Genomic DNA, 16,488 nt, shown 5'->3' with positions numbered 1-16,488 from the left:
TTCTTTAGACTTCTGGAATTTTCATTGACGCAACCAATTAGCTCATCTGACACGGAAAAACGTACTCGTGCAGGCGTAATCTTTGCCATTGCCGCTTATAGTATGTGGGGCCTTGCGCCTATGTATTTCAAATTACTTCAAGCTATGCCAGCAGCTGAGATTTTGATGCATCGAATTGTGTGGTCTGCGGTGATTCTGGCAGGGTTAATTGTGGGGCTAAACCAAAAAGGTAAAGTGGTTAAAGCCCTACGCTCCCGCAAAGTCATGTCAATTCTACTCATTGCTGGCGTATTGCTAGGCGCTAATTGGCTTCTGTTTATCTGGGCAATAAATAGCAATCATATTTTGGATGCTAGCCTCGGTTACTACATTAATCCGCTTATCAACATGCTCCTTGGAAGGTTGTTTTTAGGTGAAAAGCTCAGGCCTTTGCAGCAAGTTGCAGTGGTACTGGCGATACTGGGTGTCTCAGTTTTAGTGCTCTCTTATGGTCAGCTACCCTGGATTGCACTTGTGTTGGCCGGTACCTTTGGTATTTATGGTTTATTGCGTAAGCAGGTGGCGGTCGATTCGTTACCGGGTTTATTCATTGAAACCATGATGATGCTGCCTTTTGCACTAATATTTTGGATGTGGTTTGCTTCACCGCAAAGTGATATGACGGCGAATTCCATAGAGTATAACAGCCTCTTATTTGCAGCGGGCATCGTAACGACCGCACCTTTGCTATGTTTTACCGCTGCTGCTCGGCGGATTATGTACTCAACCCTGGGCTTCTTCCAGTACATCGGACCCACCATGATGTTCGTACTCGCTGTGTTCTTATACGGTGAGCCGCTTGAGGAAGCCAGATTGATTACCTTTGCCTTCGTTTGGACGGGGTTGCTTTTATTCAGTATGGATTCGCTGCGATTTTACCATCGACAAAAAAAGCTGCGTCTTAAAGGCGCAGATTCTTAATAGATAACGATACTACTCTTAGTTCCCTATTATAACTACGCACCAAAGTACTATGTATAAACTTTAGTCCAGCGACTACCTATTGTTAACATTAAGTTAGCAACAGGCTGGTTTATGAAAACGTTGATTAATACATTGGGTTTGCTGTCATTATTTGCGGGTCAGGTATACGCTCAATGCAAAGACAATGTTGTCTTAGTACATGGTAACACTGCTACGCCATCGAGCTGGTCGAATACGATTAGCGAACTAAAATCCCGCGGTCATGCAGAATCTACTATTTACACGCCTGATTGGGGGGCGAAAAGCTGCGCCCCCTGCAACAATCATAGTGGGTCTGAAGAAACGCCAGTAAGAAATGCCATTGTCTCTGCTATTAATAATTCCTGCACGGGTAAAATTGATGTGATTGGCCACTCTATGGGAGTAACGCTGGCTGCACAGCAAATAGATAAACTGGCAGCTTCGGCAGTTGTCGATACCTTTGTGGGAATCGCCGGAGCAATGCGCGGTTTGCTCAGCTGCGGCGTATATCCATACAATGTGTGGAATAGTACCTGTGGGTATTATGGACTATCTGTGAGCAGTCCCTTCCTAGATGGTCTGTACGGCGCACCGCTGGGGGCAAAGGTCTATTCATTGAAAAGCTATACCGATCAGGTAGTTTGTTCGACGGGCACCTGCTACGTATACGGTGTGCATAGTAGCCGTATTTGGTATGAAGACGCCACATACACTTATTCACTGGGACATTTTGGACTGCAAACTGACACAGCTCGGCATCAGGTCGATTTAATAAACTGATACGGGGGGGTTATTCATCCCGAACACATATCTGATTGCGGCCGTGGGCCTTAGCTTCGTAAAGCAACTTATCGGCATCAGACAGCAACGCTTCAATATTATGCGATGGGCGGGTACTTAAACCAATACTGGTAGTAACAGTAATTTCTGTGTTATCAAACACAATTACAGAGCCTTCTACGAGCTTGCGAAACATCTCAAGGCGCGTGTACGCTTTTTCTGCAGAGTAAAGCGGTAAGTAGATGCAAAATTCTTCTCCTCCAAAACGTGCCACAAACACATCATCAAAGGCCTGCGCGATGAGTTTAGCAACATGTTTAAGCACGTAATCACCGGCGTCATGCCCATATGTATCGTTAATCAGTTTAAAAAAATCCAGATCCAATAACGCCAGTGCCTGTTTTGCTGGAAGGTTTTTGAAGCTGTGGTTAACCGAATAGAAAAAATGTCGCCGATTGGGTAAGCCAGTAAGGAAGTCTTTATTGGCGGCTTCCCTAATAACATTGACGTTATCAATCAATTCCAAATTTTGTGTTATGCGGCACATGAACTCTTCATAACAGTAGGGCTTTCGCAATACATCATTCGCCCCACTTTTAATGTAATGGGCAGATAGTAAGCCGCTTTCACTGTCAGAAACGCCAATAATGGCGAGCTCTTCTGTTGAGTATTCTTTGCGTAAATTGGAGATGAAATCTGTAGAGGGAGCATCTTCAATGCTGTCGCCAATTATTATCAGCTGAATATGTGAATGTAAATCGAGAGCTTCCACCGCTTCTTCTGCACCGGCGGCTTCGTAAATCAGAAAGTGATGACGCTTGAGCAAGGAAACGGTAGCCTGTCGGCTGTGTCTGAAGCTATCAACTACTAACACGCCCACGACTTTATTTTTTTCCAGCCTAGCTAACAACCGACTTAGATAATCATAGATCTGTCCATTCTCTTTAGGAATGTAATCAACTACCTGGCGGGCAAGAACCGCATTACGCGTGTTTGTATCATTGTTATCGGTTACAGCAATAGTAGGAAGGTATGCATTGATCGCGAAATCCAGCGCCTCCCCGTGTTTAGCGTCAGGCAAGTGATAGTCGACTACAGCACATAAGAATTCTTCAGGCATCGATTGTCTGAACTTGTATTCCGCTTCAGAAAGCGAATTGGCACCTACTGGCTGCAAACCTGCTTTTTTGACCAATTTGGACATCAAAGACAAGCTATGTGCACTTTGTTCAACTACCAGCACTTTTTTTTGCATGAACCATGTATCCTGAATGATATGGTCAACTGCTCTTCGCAATACGAATGACACCCGTCTTGACGTGTCTGAGGTGGCCTATCTATGTCGACTAATTTTTAATCAATTATGCCTGTTCAAGCTTAGCGTATGCAAGCACTAGCCATTTGCTACCAAATTCAGCAAAATTAACCTGTACTCGCGCATGTTCACCTGAGCCTTCGTAATTAAGCACAATTCCCTCACCGAACTTACGGTGTTTCACTCGTTGGCCCAGTGAAAAGCCGCTATTTTCAAATGCTTCGTGAGATGTGGCGCGGCTAAATCGGTTATGAACAGGCCGTGAAATAGTAGAGCGTAATCGAACTTCCTCGACGAACTCAGAAGGGATCTCGCGGATGAATCGAGAAACAGTATGAAATTTATCCTGTCCATATAAGCGACGGCTTTCTGCATACGTCATGAAGAGCTTCTGCATAGCGCGAGTCATGCCAACGTACGCTAAGCGTCGTTCCTCTTCCATGCGGCCCGGCTCATCATTCGTCATTTGACTAGGAAACATACCTTCTTCGACGCCGGCAAGAAACACAAGGGGGAATTCCAACCCTTTTGCTGTGTGGATGGTCATCATTTGTACCGCATCTTGATCGCTGTCGGCTTGCGCTTCACCAGCCTCCAGTGAAGCATGGGCTAAAAATGCAGCCAGCGGCGTCATTTCTTCGGCTTCTTCAGGTACTATAAACTGTTTACAGGCGGTAACCAGTTCCTCCAGGTTTTCTAGACGTGCCTGCGCTTTTTCGCCTTTTTCAGCCTGATACATAGCGTACAGACCTGAACGTTGGATGGCTTTATCAGCCTGCTCCTCAAGTGGAAGCTGGCTAAGCTCCTGCTCAAGATCGGTGATGAGTCCGATAAAAGTTTGCAATGCATTTGCAGCACGGCCTTTCATACCGCCTTCATTTACTAACAAATGACTGGCTTGCCACATAGAGCAGTTTTGCGCCCGCGCCGCCTCTCGGATTTGGCCTAGAGTTTTTTCTCCCATTCCGCGGCTTGGTGTATTCACCACGCGTTCAAAAGCAGCGTCATCGTGGGGGTGACTTATCAAACGAAGATAGCCCAATGCGTCTTTTATCTCCTGACGCTCGAAGAAACGCAGACCTCCGTAAATACGGTAAGCTAAATTTTCATGCAATAATGCTTCTTCAAGTACACGAGACTGGGCGTTATTGCGGTACAAGATTGCACATTCTTGTAACGGATTACCTTTGTCGAGCCAGCCTTTTATCTGTGAAACAATGAATCGCGCTTCGTCTAGTTCATTGAAACCCGCGTATACTGACACAGGTTCGCCCTCGCTGCCTTGTGTCCACAACTCTTTGCCCAACCGCCCCTGGTTATTTGCAATAACCGCATTAGCAGCTTTCAAAATAGTGGCTGTTGATCGATAGTTTTGTTCAAGCCGGATGGTGGAGGGCGAGTTGAAGTCTTTTAAAAAGTGTTGAATATTATCAATGTTAGCGCCGCGCCAGCCATATATGGACTGATCATCGTCGCCTACTATCATAATGGTATTATTGTCGCCACAGAGCATGCGCAACCACGCGTACTGTATATTGTTAGTGTCTTGGAACTCATCTACTAAAACAGCTTGAAAGCGTTGTTGATAGTGAGCTAAAACCGCGGGATTCTGTGCCCATAACTCGTGAGCTCGAAGTAACAGTTCAGCAAAATCTACCAATCCAGCGCGGTCACAAGCGTCTTGATAGGCAGCGTAAATCTCCTGCATTTTTTTCTGGGTATGATCCTGATGGGTCTCAATATGGTGTGGCCGCAACCCTTCATCTTTATTACCATTGATATACCATTGGATTTGCCGCGGAGCCCAATGTTTTTCATCCAGATTCATCGCCTTTAATACACGGCGAATAAGACGATACTGATCGTCAGAATCAATAATTTGAAAGTTTTCAGGTAATTTAGCTTCAGCATAATGACTGCGGAGTAAGCGATGGGCCAATCCATGAAAAGTACCGATCCACATAGTATGCATACTTCGATGCATTATTTTTTCAACCCGCCCTCGCATTTCCCGCGCCGCTTTGTTGGTAAAAGTTACTGCCAGAATGGAATAAGGGGCAATGTTCTCTACTTCCATCAACCACGCCATGCGATGCACCAGTACGCGGGTTTTACCGCTGCCGGCACCAGCGAGCACGAGCATATTGGAAAGTGGAGCGGCTACCGCTTCGCGTTGTTTGTCGTTTAAATCATCTAGTAGCCGTGATACATCCATAATTTTACCTGTCTTAACTTATTTGAAGTGATTATACCAATCCGCGCTCATGCCTGCTAAGTTCAGCGGTACAGCAACGCTGCTAATTACGGTTCATGGATGATAAATAGAAAATGCTAATCCCTCTTACGCCAATGTAACACACAATAGACGCCTCCCCCTTACTTCCGTTCGGGCGGGATTCATTAGCCTTTTAAATCCATTGTGTGGGTCAAATTTTGCGCCACAACATTTTCAAAAATCGGTATGTCAATAGTCGAACAATTCTCACCTTGTGCAAGTACGCATCAGTGTGAGTGGGTATTATGCCAGCAGGCTGGTCATTTATACAGTGGCAAATTGTATAGAATCCGAATAGATTATTCTGTTCTTTATTAAAGCTAAATACCATTAACATAACGTAGGGTGGAGCGATAAGCTTAGGTATCATGCGCTAAACATTTTTGTTCTGATCAAATTTTGAGGGAATATGACGATGCAGGCACCCACAAACACCATTGATTTTTGGCGTGAGCTGAAAAGCGAAGCAACGCGCGTGGCAGAAAATGAACCACTGTTAGCCAGCTATATCCACGCCTGTATTCTAACCCATCATAATTTTGAAACCTCCTTAAGCTTTATTCTGTCAAACAAAGTGGCAGATGATGTAATGCCAGCACTGGCTATTCGTGAAGTCTTTGACGAGGCCTATTTGCTGAAGCCATCGATAACAGAAGCAGCGATTGCTGATGTTACCGCTGTATACAAACGCGATGCGGCCACCTCTGATTTTCTTACCCCGCTACTTTACTTTAAAGGGTTCCAGGCGGTCCAGGTACATCGCCTAGCACATCATTTGTGGCAACAAGGAAGGCATCAACTAGCGCTGTTTTTACAGAGCCGAAATTCGCAAACTTTTGGCGTGGATATCCACCCCGCGGCAACGGTAGGGCACGGAGTTATGTTTGATCACGCCACAGGTATTGTGGTGGGCGAAACTGCAGTAATAGAGAATAACGTTTCAATTTTACAAAATGTAACATTGGGCGGGACGGGAAATGAATCTGGTGATCGTCATCCAAAAATCCGACAAGGGGTGCTAATTGGTGCGGGAGCAAAGATTCTTGGCAATATTGAAATTGGAGAAGGCTCTAAAGTGGGGGCGGGCAGTGTCGTTTTGTCCGATGTACCTGCCCATGTTACGGTGGTAGGCGTACCCGCTAAAGTAGTCGGCCGGCCTTGCTGTCAGCGTCCTTGCGAGTCTATGAACCAAAATGTGTTGGAAGACAACTATACTAACTAATCCTCATCGGTTTAAGCGAACATCAAGCATAGCCCTCACTATTTATTATATGAAAGCATAGCTTGTTGTTCTTCAGACAAGAAGTCACCCAGCACCTCATTAAATGGAAGCTAAACCCCTCGTCCTTCAATGGCTTTAGTGCTCAATGGATGAGCTGTTCTCAAATTGGTCGTTAAGCGTTGCAATAATAAAGCGCTTTTAGGTCATTGGGCGGTCTTACATTGACATCGCTTTAGCCTTCAGGTTTTTGCATACCGTAGTGATGTCAGGTAAACCCTTTCCTATCTGCCCTGGCAAGTACCTGATGTAGGCATTGCGGGATAAACATTTTGCACAAAAATTAGCGGCAACACAAAATATCTCAACGAAATTCTGTATGCCTATACTTTGTGAAGCGTTAATTTTTTTTCCGAAAGTTCGGATTTAGGAAACGCCATAAGGTCCACTTCATTAAACCGCGTGTAGAGAGACAATAAGTGATATCGAGTAGGAGTCTTTTCTGTTCTGAGTAGTCAATCACCTTTTGTTTGATGGAACTATGCAAATGCTGCACTGAATGAGTGCATTCAAAGGCACAACCTTCCCAGGCACGTATTGCCGGGCCATTCACAGGGGGACGGCCTAACCACATGAAAGATAAAAACCACCCTTTTTTCAGCCACTTCGATTAATCTACTAATAACAACAGTTCGTCCAATGACCCTAGTTCTACATGGGGCAATACAGATACTTTTTCATAACGCATAATCATACCGCGATTATGGGCATACCATGCCGCCTGCATACCTGAATTTACAGCGCCTTGTACATCCTTTATCAGGTTGTCGCCTACATGTAGTATCTCTTGTGGCTGACAATCTAACGCCTCCACCGCTGCTTTGAAAAGCGGAGACTCCGGCTTCATGGGAAGGTCGATACTCGCGTGGAAGAAGTGGGTAAAATATTCACTAATACCGATATTTTTTGGATTCACGTTTCCATTGGTAATAGCCACCAATGGGACTTTGCGGGACAGCTTTTTTAGACAGGAATGAATGTTCTCTTCGATTTCAAAATCACTTCTTTTGTTATAGAAACGGTCAAAACATACTTTCGCGGCTTCCTTAAGTTCCTCACCCGATAATTCGCTTGAAAGCGCCGTCAATAAACTTTGCATGCGCAACTTTCCCATATCTGACGCGAGCGCAGGATTGGCCTGTATTAAATCTTCTTTAATTTTGTTCCAATCGTGAGGGGCGAGTTTAGCCGTCTGGGGATGGTGTTCCTTAAGGTATAATTGTAAAGTCTGTTCCGCTGCATGAATGATAGGGCCGTTGTCATACAGAGTATCGTCTAAATCGAACGTTATCGCCTTGACGGAATAAAGCGGCCGATAAAATTTCATCATTTCTCTCCTGTACGTCGCCTTGCACGCGGATGGGCGCTATCGTATACCTTCGCCAAGTGTTGAAAATCTAAATGGGTATAAACCTGTGTAGTAGACAAGTTGGCGTGCCCGAGCAATTCTTGCACCGCACGTAAATCGCCACTCGATTCTAAAACATGCGTAGCAAAAGAGTGGCGCAGCTTATGTGGATTAACCTTTTGATTCATACCTTGCTGAACGGCTAACTGGTCGAGTCTATTACCCACTTGACGATTCGATATGCGGCTTCCTCTTTTACTGACAAATAAGGCGCTTTCATACATGGAGGCGTAATTTCCGCGTACCTTCAGCCAGTTATGTATAGCTTGAGAAGCTACCCGCCCTATGGGCAGCACCCGCTGTTTATTGCCCTTTCCCGTTACCCAAATTGTGCCGTCAGATTTAACATCGGCGAGGTTGAGCGATGTCAGTTCATTTAAACGCAAACCGCAACCGTACATAAGTTCGAACATAGCTAAGTCGCGGCAGATGATATCCGCATCGTGTTCACTAGTTAGTAGCTGCTGCATTTCATCTACATTAAGTTGCTTGGGCAGTGGACGGCCCGTTTTGGGCGCCTGAACACCTTCTACCGGATTGGTTTCAAGGTGATCTTGCTCGATTAAATATTGGCAGAATGATCTGAGCGCTGACAGACGCAGAGCAATACTTCTGGGTTGTTGGTTGGCACGTTTTGAAGCGGCGAGTACTCTTTTAACATCTACCTGAGTAAGTGCACGCCAGTCGGTAATAGCCAGTATGTCTGCGACAACGATTAATTGACGTCGGTAGTTGCTGATGGTGTGAGAAGATAGACCACGGACAACGTGTATATGAACTAAGAATTTTTCCAGCCAATGACGGCATTCATCTGTTAGCGATTCAATTGACGGGGTTGCCATTAATACCCAAGCAGATCCGGAATGACAATATTAAGTACTTGTTGCAGCTGTTTCAGCAATAGGGTGTCCATATCAGGGGTAAAGTGTGTAGCATCTGCACTACTCACTCCCACTAACCCCAAATCGTTTTTTCTACCTAGCGAAATTAACGCCACAGACTCTGCGGGCTGGTCACTGAATAGCAATTGCTTTTCATGCTGACTTAAACGACCAAAGAAAAACGGGGTCTGCTTAAAGCGTTTCTCGGTAATGAGTTTTTTTTGCAATTCAGGTAAAGCGTGAGGGCCTTTAAACATCTTAATGACCACTGCGGCCAGATCAAGCTGGTCTTGTAGCACGTCTTCTAGTTTGAGTTGAATGTCTGCTACCGACTTACAGGTAAGCAGTTGGACATTAAGGTCAGTATACACACGATATATTTTTTCGTTTTGTTTAGCGACACCAATTAGTTGGTTAAGTTTGTAATTAAGCTGGCGTAGCTTCTTACGATATTGCTCACTTTGCAACTCTACTAAGGAAACGCTGCCTTTCTGTTGATGAGGTATGCGTAGACGTTCCAGCAAATCGGGATGTTGATTGAAGAATTCAGGGTGCTTCAGCAAGTAATTGCGCACGTCTTCTGCTTTAACCGCGTCGGCTTCCTCATACCTAGGCTCGAGAGGTACGGTCGCTTTGGGCTGTCCTGAAAAATCACTCATACAGTAAAATGTCCATCATAGATATGCTCAGCGGGACCCGTCATCTTTAACATACTATCTCCGCCCTGCCAGCGAATTCGTAAGGTACCGCCTGGCAGATCAACTTGCACATCTTTATCTAATTTCCCCTGAATCTGGCCAATTGCTACGGCCGCGCACGCGCCGCTTCCGCAAGCCAGGGTTTCGCCACTTCCGCGCTCAAAAACACGCAGACGAATATGTTTTGAAGATAATACCTGCATAAAGCCAACATTAACACCCTCAGGAAAACGTTCGCTGGTTTCTAATAAGGGCCCTAACGTGGCCACTTCAGCCTCGTCTACATTATCAACTTCCATAACACAGTGAGGATTACCCATAGAAACGGCACCACAGAAAAGGGTGTGCTCGTATTCACGAATAATATAAGTCTTTTCTTGTTTATTAGCTTTAAGCGGAATATTAGCGGGCTCAAAGTTAGGTTTGCCCATATTCACAGTAACTTGACCATCTTTCTCAAGGTATAGCACCATCTTGCCGTTGGCAGTACTGACTACAATGCGATTCCGATTTATTAAGCCTTTATGGCGAACGAACCGTGCAAAGCAGCGGGCGCCGTTTCCACACTGACCCGCTTCACTACCATCTGCATTGAAAATGCGATAATGAAAGTCTTGCTCAGGATCATAGGGAGGTTCCACCATTAATAGTTGGTCGAAACCAATGCCAAAATGGCGATCTGCTAGTTGCTGAATGCGATCTCTAGAAAAGAAAACATTCTGGGTGACATTGTCCACAACAACAAAGTCGTTGCCGAGTCCGTGCATTTTTGAAAAATTCACCTGCATATAGAATGTTTCTTTTTTATAAAATAATAATTCGATACCCTCTAGTTTACGTAAGTTTATGCTCACCTTTCCAGAGATCTTTTAGTTTTTCTCGTTCACGCACCAAATGAACAGATTTACCATCTACCATTACCTCTGCCGGGCGACAGCGACTGTTATAGTTAGATGCCATTACGAAGCCATAGGCGCCTGCTCCGCGCACGGCCAGATAATCACCTGCAGCAACGGCTAATTCGCGATCTTTACCGAGAAAATCCCCCGTCTCACAAACAGGGCCGACCACATCGTATAACCGTTTGGGCGCAGTGGTTTTCTGCTCTACTTGAACAATTTCCTGCCACGCTTCATAAAGTGAAGGGCGAAGTAAGTCATTCATCGCCGCATCAACTATCGCAAAATGCTTTTCATCCCCTTCTTTAACAAACTCTACCTGCGTTACTAAAATTCCAGCATTAGCTGCAATAGCCCGACCCGGCTCAAGAATAAGCTTAAGATTCTCGCGACCTGTCATCTTTTCCGCCATGGCCGCCGCATATTCTTTAGGGTGAGGCGGTGTTTCAGTTGCATATTTAACGCCCAGGCCCCCTCCAACATCAAGGTGAGAAAGAACAATTCCTAAATCTGTCAGTTCATCTACCAACACTAGTAGACGTTCCAAGGCGTCGACAAAGGGCTTCACTTGGGTCAATTGCGACCCAATATGGCAGTCCATACCTACTACTTCAAGATTAGGTAAAGAGTGAGCGAGTTGATAAGCTGCCACGGCGCGTTCACGGGGGATGCCGAATTTATTGGCCTTTAAACCCGTGGATATATAGGGATGAGTACCTGCATCCACATCCGGGTTAATACGTAGGGATATGGACGCGGTTTTTCCCATATCTTGTGCGACCTTACTAATTCGTTGAAGCTCTGGCTCAGACTCTACATTGAAACACATAATCCCTTGCTTCAAAGCATAGCGAATTTCATCGGTCTTTTTGGCCACGCCTGAGAAAACGACTTTACCTGGGTCCCCTCCTGCTTCGATTACTCGGGCCAGTTCGCCGCCAGAAACAATGTCGAATCCGGAGCCCAGTTTGGCCAACGCACTTAGCACGCCCAAATTAGAATTAGCTTTTACGGCGTAGCAGATAAGGTGAGGATGATCGCCAACGGCATCGTTAAACGCATGCCAATGTCGCTCTAGGGTAGCGCGAGAATAGACATACAGAGGCGTGCCATGCTGTTCCGCTATCTCGTTTACGGGGACATCTTCGGCAAATAATTGCTCATTTTTAAACTGAAAAAAATCCATCTACTGCACCTCTTCATCGGGCGCTTCAGTTTGCTGAGTTTGTTGGTTACTCACTTCTTCCTCAGGGAGGTATAGCGCGGCGCGATACCCACAAGCGGAAAGTAAAAGAACGTATATAAGAACACTAGCGACAGAAAGCTTTTTGAACACGGTAGTATAGTAATTGAAAATGCAATGCCTGTATCATCTCATCGCTTTATTAAATTGCAAGTGAAGATAACTTTTCCTGCGTTCGGTGACCGTAATTTACGCGTTCCCACAATGATTTACACAATGAAGTGGTGTCTTCCCAATTCCCTTTTACTAGCCAGTCGACCACTATACCGGGGGTGTCGGGAAAGCGAATGCCTTCATTCTCTGGAGCCTCTAGCCATTCATCAACTACATCGCTGTCTAATTGGAATAGCGTGTGACAAAGACCTAGCTTCTGCAATGTAAGCACATTAGAGAGCTGTTCGAACTGCCCGTGAAGCGGTTTAACAAGAAGCTTTTTATTCAGGTGGAGTGCCTCACTCGATAGCTCGAATCCGCCATTGGCAATCACTCCCTCGCAGTGTTGCAGTGCATGATGAAAGCCCGCTTTCGAGGGAGGAAACCAACTAATGTGCCCACATTTCTGCTCGGCAGTTATCGAGGGATGATAGCATTTAAAATGTTGCTCGCTCAGCGGATACAGCATTTGGTGGATGTCATCAATATCTTCAAATGGCAGGTAAACCAATATGAGAGAGCTTTCATGTTGGTTTACTGGTTTTTCCATCACAAAAGGCGGAATGATTGGCTGATTGAAGTGAAACCAATGTACACCAACTTGAATATTCGTAGGTGCAAAATATTTTAGAAGGAGTTTATCTACAACGGTATCGCCACAGCGAGGTACAGCATAGGTAAACGCAGCCTGATGACTTATGGAGATAGATTTAAGACCTTGTATTTTTGCAGCCCACGCCGTAACGGGTTCAAAATCATTTATCAGTAAATCATATTTAGAAACATCAAGCTTTCTGACGTCCTGTATAAATTGACGAAGTTGTGCCTGGCGAAACGTCTTTAACCGGTCAACCCGGCCCCGGGTGGTAAAAAAGGTTAAGCCTGCAAAAGTACGGTAGTGACCAAATATTTCCATTTCGAAATAGTTGTGCGCTTCACGACCACTAAAAATGAAATCAACTTCTACATCGTTTCTGCTTTGCATCGCTGCGGCCATGATGCGCGCACGCGCTATATGGCCATTTCCGGTAGCCTGGACGCCGTACAGTATTTTCATCATTATCCCAGTACCGTCAAACTAATCGTTGCGATGGCTACACCCAGGGTGATACCGGCGAGAATATCAGTCGGATAGTGTACGCCAAGTAATATGCGTGATAAGCCGATCAGGGTTGCCCAAGAGTAAACGAGAAAAGCAAAGGGCGGATAGTAGTATGCTACGATACTTGCCATCAGCCAGGCTGCCGCAGTATGTCCTGACGGTAAACTAAACTTGTCGGAAGGTGTCACATGAGAACGTAAGTTAGCGAATAAATCGCAAGGACGCTGTCGTTTAAACAGTGTTTTCAGCATGACATAAATGGGTAGCTCAAGCGCGTATGCCATCAATGCGGTGTATAAAAACAGCTCTCCATGTTGTGGTTCGAATGCCCACAACAGCACACCTATAATTAAGTAAAGGTAACCATCTCCAGTTCTAGACAACCAAATGATGACTCGGCAATCGCGCTTGGTTGTTAATCTGAATAATTTATAAAACAGAGCAATGTCGTATTTTGCAAGAGATGTAAGCTTCATTGATTTTGCCTTACTTACTTTTCTGGCGACCAGGTTAAGGTTAGTTTATGAATAGTCGGTGACAGTGTGGCGAAATATTCGTGACAATACGTCATTACTTATAAATCTTCGTAATTAGTTTGAATTAACTTAAATGATGCTATGCTAGGTACAGCAGTTATTCCCGTAAGGAAAATCGATGGATTACAATACTTCCGAGTTGTGTGACTTGTTTGCTGATAGTGTAGATGTTGTTGACCCTATTTTTGTCAGCTACGGTGGGCGATATTCATTCGGCGGCGAAATTACTACGATTAAGTGTTACGAAGATCGTGGTCTGGTTGACCGCATACTTGCACAAAATGGGGCAGGTAAAGTGCTACTCATTGATGGGGGCGGGTCTACGCGAAGAGCATTAATTGATGCTAATTCTGCACAAATGGCCATCGATAATGAGTGGGAAGGTATCGTTTGTTATGGCAGCGTTCGCGAGGTAGATAGTCTTGCAGATTTGGATATCGGCGTGCTTGCTGTGGCATCAATCCCGGTTAACGCTGAAGTAGAGAGTATTGGGGATGTGGATGTACCCGTTAATTTTGGCGGCGTGACATTTCTTCCTGAAGACCATTTATATGCCGATTCCACAGGGGTTATTCTTTCTCCTGAACCACTGGACATTGATTGATTTCATTGTTAACGGCAAGCAAGCAATAGTTGTACGATGCTAAAAAAACGCGCAGAAAAATGAACCAGATCGCGGGTTTTCAACTATTGCTTCTTTAACGCCGCTTTTTATTTCATTTTCTTCGGTCAGTATGCACTGGTGAAAAAGCTAGACGAACGGCACATTACCCTCAGATTCTCGTAGACTGGTCAAGTTAAGTGTCAATGAATGTTGGAAAAGAAAGTCACCTAAACGTAGAATTGCTAAATGATGTAAAAAGTCGTTTTGGCCTTGTACCTAATTTTTTTAGACTTGCATTAGAATCTCCCGATATTTCCGAAAACCTTTGGGGTTTTGCCAAGTTCGCGTATTTAGATAACCCATTACCCTCTTTATTTAAAGAACGGTTATTTGTTTATGCCTCACGTTTTTGCGAAGTAAGATATTGTATTGCCAGGCACGTCGGCTTTTTAGCAGGGCTTGGGCATCCATCTGGGGACCCTTCGAGCAATTTATCTTCAATGGATTTAATCATTCCCCTGTTAGCGAATCCATTACCCAGAAATAGCGACCTTCAGCCGTACCTAAATCTTGTTCCAACTTTAGAATTGTCTACATCACATGTTCCAGATGAAGGGTCTGAGGAAGAATACGCAGTCTTTGTCTGTGTCGCTCATATTTTATTACAAACCTCCAGTACACATGACTGTTTAGATGCGTTGAAAAAGGCTTACGCGCCTGCTGATTTAGAGTATGTGTTAGTTTTGCTAACCTTTATCCGTACTGCCCATTACTGGACCAAGATTCATCCCGAGTTAGAGCTAGAAGACGACTTACGACAACTATTCCAGGTGCAGGAACATTTAGCAGAAAAGTTATTTAACGACCCTGAAGCTGAAGCCTGCGAATTGTCTAGTCAGTTACATAACGAGCTTTATACGTTAAGACGCGAAGCGCAACTGATGGGACAAATAAAATCAAGCAACGAAGCCTTAAGGGAAGCAAATCTCAGAAAAGACGACTTTCTTGCTACGCTCGCCCACGAATTAAGGAATCCCTTAGCACCGATCGCAAGTGGTCTTGAAGCGATGGACCTTGCAATAAAGAATAAAAACCTTAAAGCCGTTGAATCGTTATGCTCTTCGATGAAAAGACAGACGCAACAGTTAACTTCATTAGTTAACGATCTCATGGATGTGTCTCGGATATCCAGAGGCGTGATGTCGTTAAAGATGGAAAAGGTAGAGTTGGTAGACGTTATTACAGACGCTATTGATTCTGTAGCCGAAAGAATGGAAACGGCTGAGCACACATTTGTTTACGATAGCGGTAAGTATGAATCGATAGTCGTACAAGGGAATCAAGTTCGATTAATTCAGATTTTTTCTAACTTATTAGACAACGCGATCAAATATAGTCCAGATGAAGGAAGAGTGGAGCTAAAAATTGACATACACGATAAACAAGTAGTTGTTACCGTAAGCGACCACGGTGTAGGGATACCTGAGGAACATTACGAAAAAATATTTGAGCTTTTTTCGCAGTCAGGGGATGACCTAGAGGCGGGGGAAAATGGCTTGGGAGTAGGCTTATCTCTAGTCAAAAAGTTGGTAGAACTCCATGACGGATCTGTTTCAGTTAGTTCGCGCCATCCTGATAATGGCAGTCAGTTTGTGGTTCGCTTACCTTTAATTGAATATAGAAAAACACCTGATGGGTCTAAGGTAGCAAGTGAAATGGAGAAAACGACACCCTGTAAGGTACTTCTGGTAGACGATAACAAATCGGCTGCAGATATTCTGGGTATGCTTATTTTGATGTTGGGGTATTCAGTAGACACCGTTTACAACGGAAAGGCTGCTTTGGAGATTGCACCTGATTTATCTCCCGACGTGATTTTTATGGACATAGGTATGCCGGAACTTAATGGTTATGAAACGGCTAAACGTATGAGCAAGGCTGCATGGAGGCGCAATACTGTACTTATCGCACTTACCGGCTGGGGTCGCGATGAGGATATACAACGAACTAAAGAAGCTGGTTTCGATTACCACTTAGTCAAACCTATAGACGCAGAGCAGTTAAAGAAAATTCTTTTGTATGTGAGCAACAAGGACTATGAAGGCCTAAAAAGTTATTTGGATTAAAAAAGGCCATGCTGGTTTTATCACGCATATTATTAGCACATGCGCGTAGGTCTTTGGGGGGGAGGACGGACGTCTATGTCACCCGTAACAACAGGTAATGACGTTACTAGCGCGCGTAATCACCCTGCAGTTAATCTATGCGACACAAAATTTCCCCTAGAAGTTACCTTACCCCGCAAACTGACTACAGATCTTATGAACTCAA

Annotated in this window: 15 protein-coding genes; 5 read left to right on the top strand and 10 right to left on the bottom strand. The window is 44.7% G+C overall.

Annotation, left to right across the window (positions count from 1 at the left end):
* The first annotated feature begins 24 nt into the window (after window positions 1-24).
* Both rarD and OPS28_RS04510 read left to right on the top strand, forming a co-directional pair.
* Window positions 25-960: an EamA family transporter RarD gene (gene rarD, locus OPS28_RS04515; RefSeq protein WP_265608249.1), complete on the top strand. Its 936-nt coding sequence runs from the start codon at window positions 25-27 to the stop codon at window positions 958-960.
* Window positions 961-1,074: 114 nt separating this feature from the next.
* A complete protein-coding gene (locus OPS28_RS04510) occupies window positions 1,075-1,764 on the top strand; it encodes an alpha/beta fold hydrolase (RefSeq protein ID WP_265608248.1) in 690 nt (229 codons plus the stop codon).
* Window positions 1,765-1,774: 10 nt separating this feature from the next.
* On the opposite strand, the gene OPS28_RS04505 is transcribed toward OPS28_RS04510, so the two are convergent.
* Both OPS28_RS04505 and uvrD read right to left on the bottom strand, forming a co-directional pair.
* Window positions 1,775-3,019: a diguanylate cyclase gene (locus OPS28_RS04505; protein WP_265608247.1), complete on the bottom strand. Its 1,245-nt coding sequence runs from the start codon at window positions 3,017-3,019 to the stop codon at window positions 1,775-1,777.
* A gap of 106 nt (window positions 3,020-3,125) precedes the next feature.
* Window positions 3,126-5,294, bottom strand: coding sequence for a DNA helicase II (gene uvrD, locus OPS28_RS04500; protein WP_265608246.1), 2,169 nt, complete (start codon window positions 5,292-5,294; stop codon window positions 3,126-3,128).
* Between the two features lie 475 nt (window positions 5,295-5,769).
* Between uvrD and cysE the strand changes: the two genes are divergently transcribed.
* Window positions 5,770-6,576: a serine O-acetyltransferase gene (gene cysE, locus OPS28_RS04495; protein ID WP_265608245.1), complete on the top strand. Its 807-nt coding sequence runs from the start codon at window positions 5,770-5,772 to the stop codon at window positions 6,574-6,576.
* Between the two features lie 667 nt (window positions 6,577-7,243).
* On the opposite strand, the gene OPS28_RS04490 is transcribed toward cysE, so the two are convergent.
* The 8 genes from OPS28_RS04490 to OPS28_RS04460 are packed head-to-tail and all read right to left on the bottom strand — an operon-like array spanning window position 7,244 to window position 13,493.
* On the bottom strand, window positions 7,244-7,963 hold the full coding sequence (locus OPS28_RS04490) for an HAD-IA family hydrolase (protein WP_332017552.1): 720 nt from the start codon (window positions 7,961-7,963) through the stop codon (window positions 7,244-7,246).
* Complete coding sequence (gene xerC, locus OPS28_RS04485; protein WP_265608244.1) at window positions 7,960-8,883, bottom strand: tyrosine recombinase XerC; 924 nt, start codon at window positions 8,881-8,883, stop codon at window positions 7,960-7,962. The genes OPS28_RS04490 and xerC overlap by 4 nt, the downstream gene beginning before the upstream one ends.
* Window positions 8,883-9,581, bottom strand: coding sequence for a DUF484 family protein (locus tag OPS28_RS04480; protein ID WP_265608243.1), 699 nt, complete (start codon window positions 9,579-9,581; stop codon window positions 8,883-8,885). Before OPS28_RS04480 ends, xerC begins: the two co-directional genes overlap by 1 nt.
* Complete coding sequence (gene dapF / locus OPS28_RS04475) at window positions 9,578-10,408, bottom strand: diaminopimelate epimerase (RefSeq protein WP_265608383.1); 831 nt, start codon at window positions 10,406-10,408, stop codon at window positions 9,578-9,580. Before dapF ends, OPS28_RS04480 begins: the two co-directional genes overlap by 4 nt.
* A 46-nt stretch (window positions 10,409-10,454) precedes the next feature.
* Window positions 10,455-11,705: a diaminopimelate decarboxylase gene (lysA, locus tag OPS28_RS04470; protein WP_265608242.1), complete on the bottom strand. Its 1,251-nt coding sequence runs from the start codon at window positions 11,703-11,705 to the stop codon at window positions 10,455-10,457.
* Window positions 11,706-11,855 carry an LPS translocon maturation chaperone LptM gene (lptM, locus tag OPS28_RS17135; protein WP_442863966.1) on the bottom strand — a complete coding sequence of 50 codons (150 nt, stop codon included), beginning with the start codon at window positions 11,853-11,855 and terminating at the stop codon, window positions 11,706-11,708.
* 49 nt (window positions 11,856-11,904) lie between these two features.
* The gene (locus OPS28_RS04465; protein WP_265608382.1) at window positions 11,905-12,972 is read right to left on the bottom strand and encodes an MJ1255/VC2487 family glycosyltransferase; all 1,068 of its coding nucleotides are present in this window, start codon (window positions 12,970-12,972) and stop codon (window positions 11,905-11,907) included.
* Between the two features lie 2 nt (window positions 12,973-12,974).
* Window positions 12,975-13,493, bottom strand: coding sequence for a phosphatase PAP2 family protein (locus tag OPS28_RS04460; RefSeq protein WP_265608241.1), 519 nt, complete (start codon window positions 13,491-13,493; stop codon window positions 12,975-12,977).
* Window positions 13,494-13,671: 178 nt separating this feature from the next.
* Here OPS28_RS04460 and rraA point away from each other — a divergent pair, with 178 nt between their 5' ends.
* Together rraA and OPS28_RS04450 are read left to right on the top strand one after the other, a co-directional pair.
* A complete protein-coding gene (rraA, locus tag OPS28_RS04455; RefSeq protein WP_265608240.1) occupies window positions 13,672-14,157 on the top strand; it encodes a ribonuclease E activity regulator RraA in 486 nt (161 codons plus the stop codon).
* Between the two features lie 203 nt (window positions 14,158-14,360).
* Window positions 14,361-16,283, top strand: coding sequence for a hybrid sensor histidine kinase/response regulator (locus tag OPS28_RS04450; protein WP_265608381.1), 1,923 nt, complete (start codon window positions 14,361-14,363; stop codon window positions 16,281-16,283).
* The last annotated feature ends 205 nt before the right edge of the window (window positions 16,284-16,488 follow it).

Source organism: Alteromonas sp. ASW11-130, from assembly GCF_026183735.1.
GTDB lineage: Bacteria > Pseudomonadota > Gammaproteobacteria > Enterobacterales > Alteromonadaceae > Alteromonas.
This window is presented reverse-complemented; position numbering and strand designations above follow the sequence as displayed.

Coding starts and splice junctions, on each gene's coding strand:
- rraA (WP_265608240.1), top strand. CDS start 13,672: ATGGATTACAATACTTCCGAGTTGTGTGACTTGTTTGCTGATAGTGTA.
- cysE (WP_265608245.1), top strand. CDS start 5,770: ATGCAGGCACCCACAAACACCATTGATTTTTGGCGTGAGCTGAAAAGC.
- lysA (WP_265608242.1), bottom strand. CDS start 11,705: ATGGATTTTTTTCAGTTTAAAAATGAGCAATTATTTGCCGAAGATGTC.
- dapF (WP_265608383.1), bottom strand. CDS start 10,408: ATGCAGGTGAATTTTTCAAAAATGCACGGACTCGGCAACGACTTTGTT.
- OPS28_RS04450 (WP_265608381.1), top strand. CDS start 14,361: ATGAATGTTGGAAAAGAAAGTCACCTAAACGTAGAATTGCTAAATGAT.
- OPS28_RS04505 (WP_265608247.1), bottom strand. CDS start 3,019: ATGCAAAAAAAAGTGCTGGTAGTTGAACAAAGTGCACATAGCTTGTCT.
- OPS28_RS04465 (WP_265608382.1), bottom strand. CDS start 12,972: ATGAAAATACTGTACGGCGTCCAGGCTACCGGAAATGGCCATATAGCG.
- OPS28_RS04460 (WP_265608241.1), bottom strand. CDS start 13,493: ATGAAGCTTACATCTCTTGCAAAATACGACATTGCTCTGTTTTATAAA.
- OPS28_RS04510 (WP_265608248.1), top strand. CDS start 1,075: ATGAAAACGTTGATTAATACATTGGGTTTGCTGTCATTATTTGCGGGT.
- OPS28_RS04490 (WP_332017552.1), bottom strand. CDS start 7,963: ATGATGAAATTTTATCGGCCGCTTTATTCCGTCAAGGCGATAACGTTC.
- OPS28_RS04480 (WP_265608243.1), bottom strand. CDS start 9,581: ATGAGTGATTTTTCAGGACAGCCCAAAGCGACCGTACCTCTCGAGCCT.
- xerC (WP_265608244.1), bottom strand. CDS start 8,883: ATGGCAACCCCGTCAATTGAATCGCTAACAGATGAATGCCGTCATTGG.
- uvrD (WP_265608246.1), bottom strand. CDS start 5,294: ATGGATGTATCACGGCTACTAGATGATTTAAACGACAAACAACGCGAA.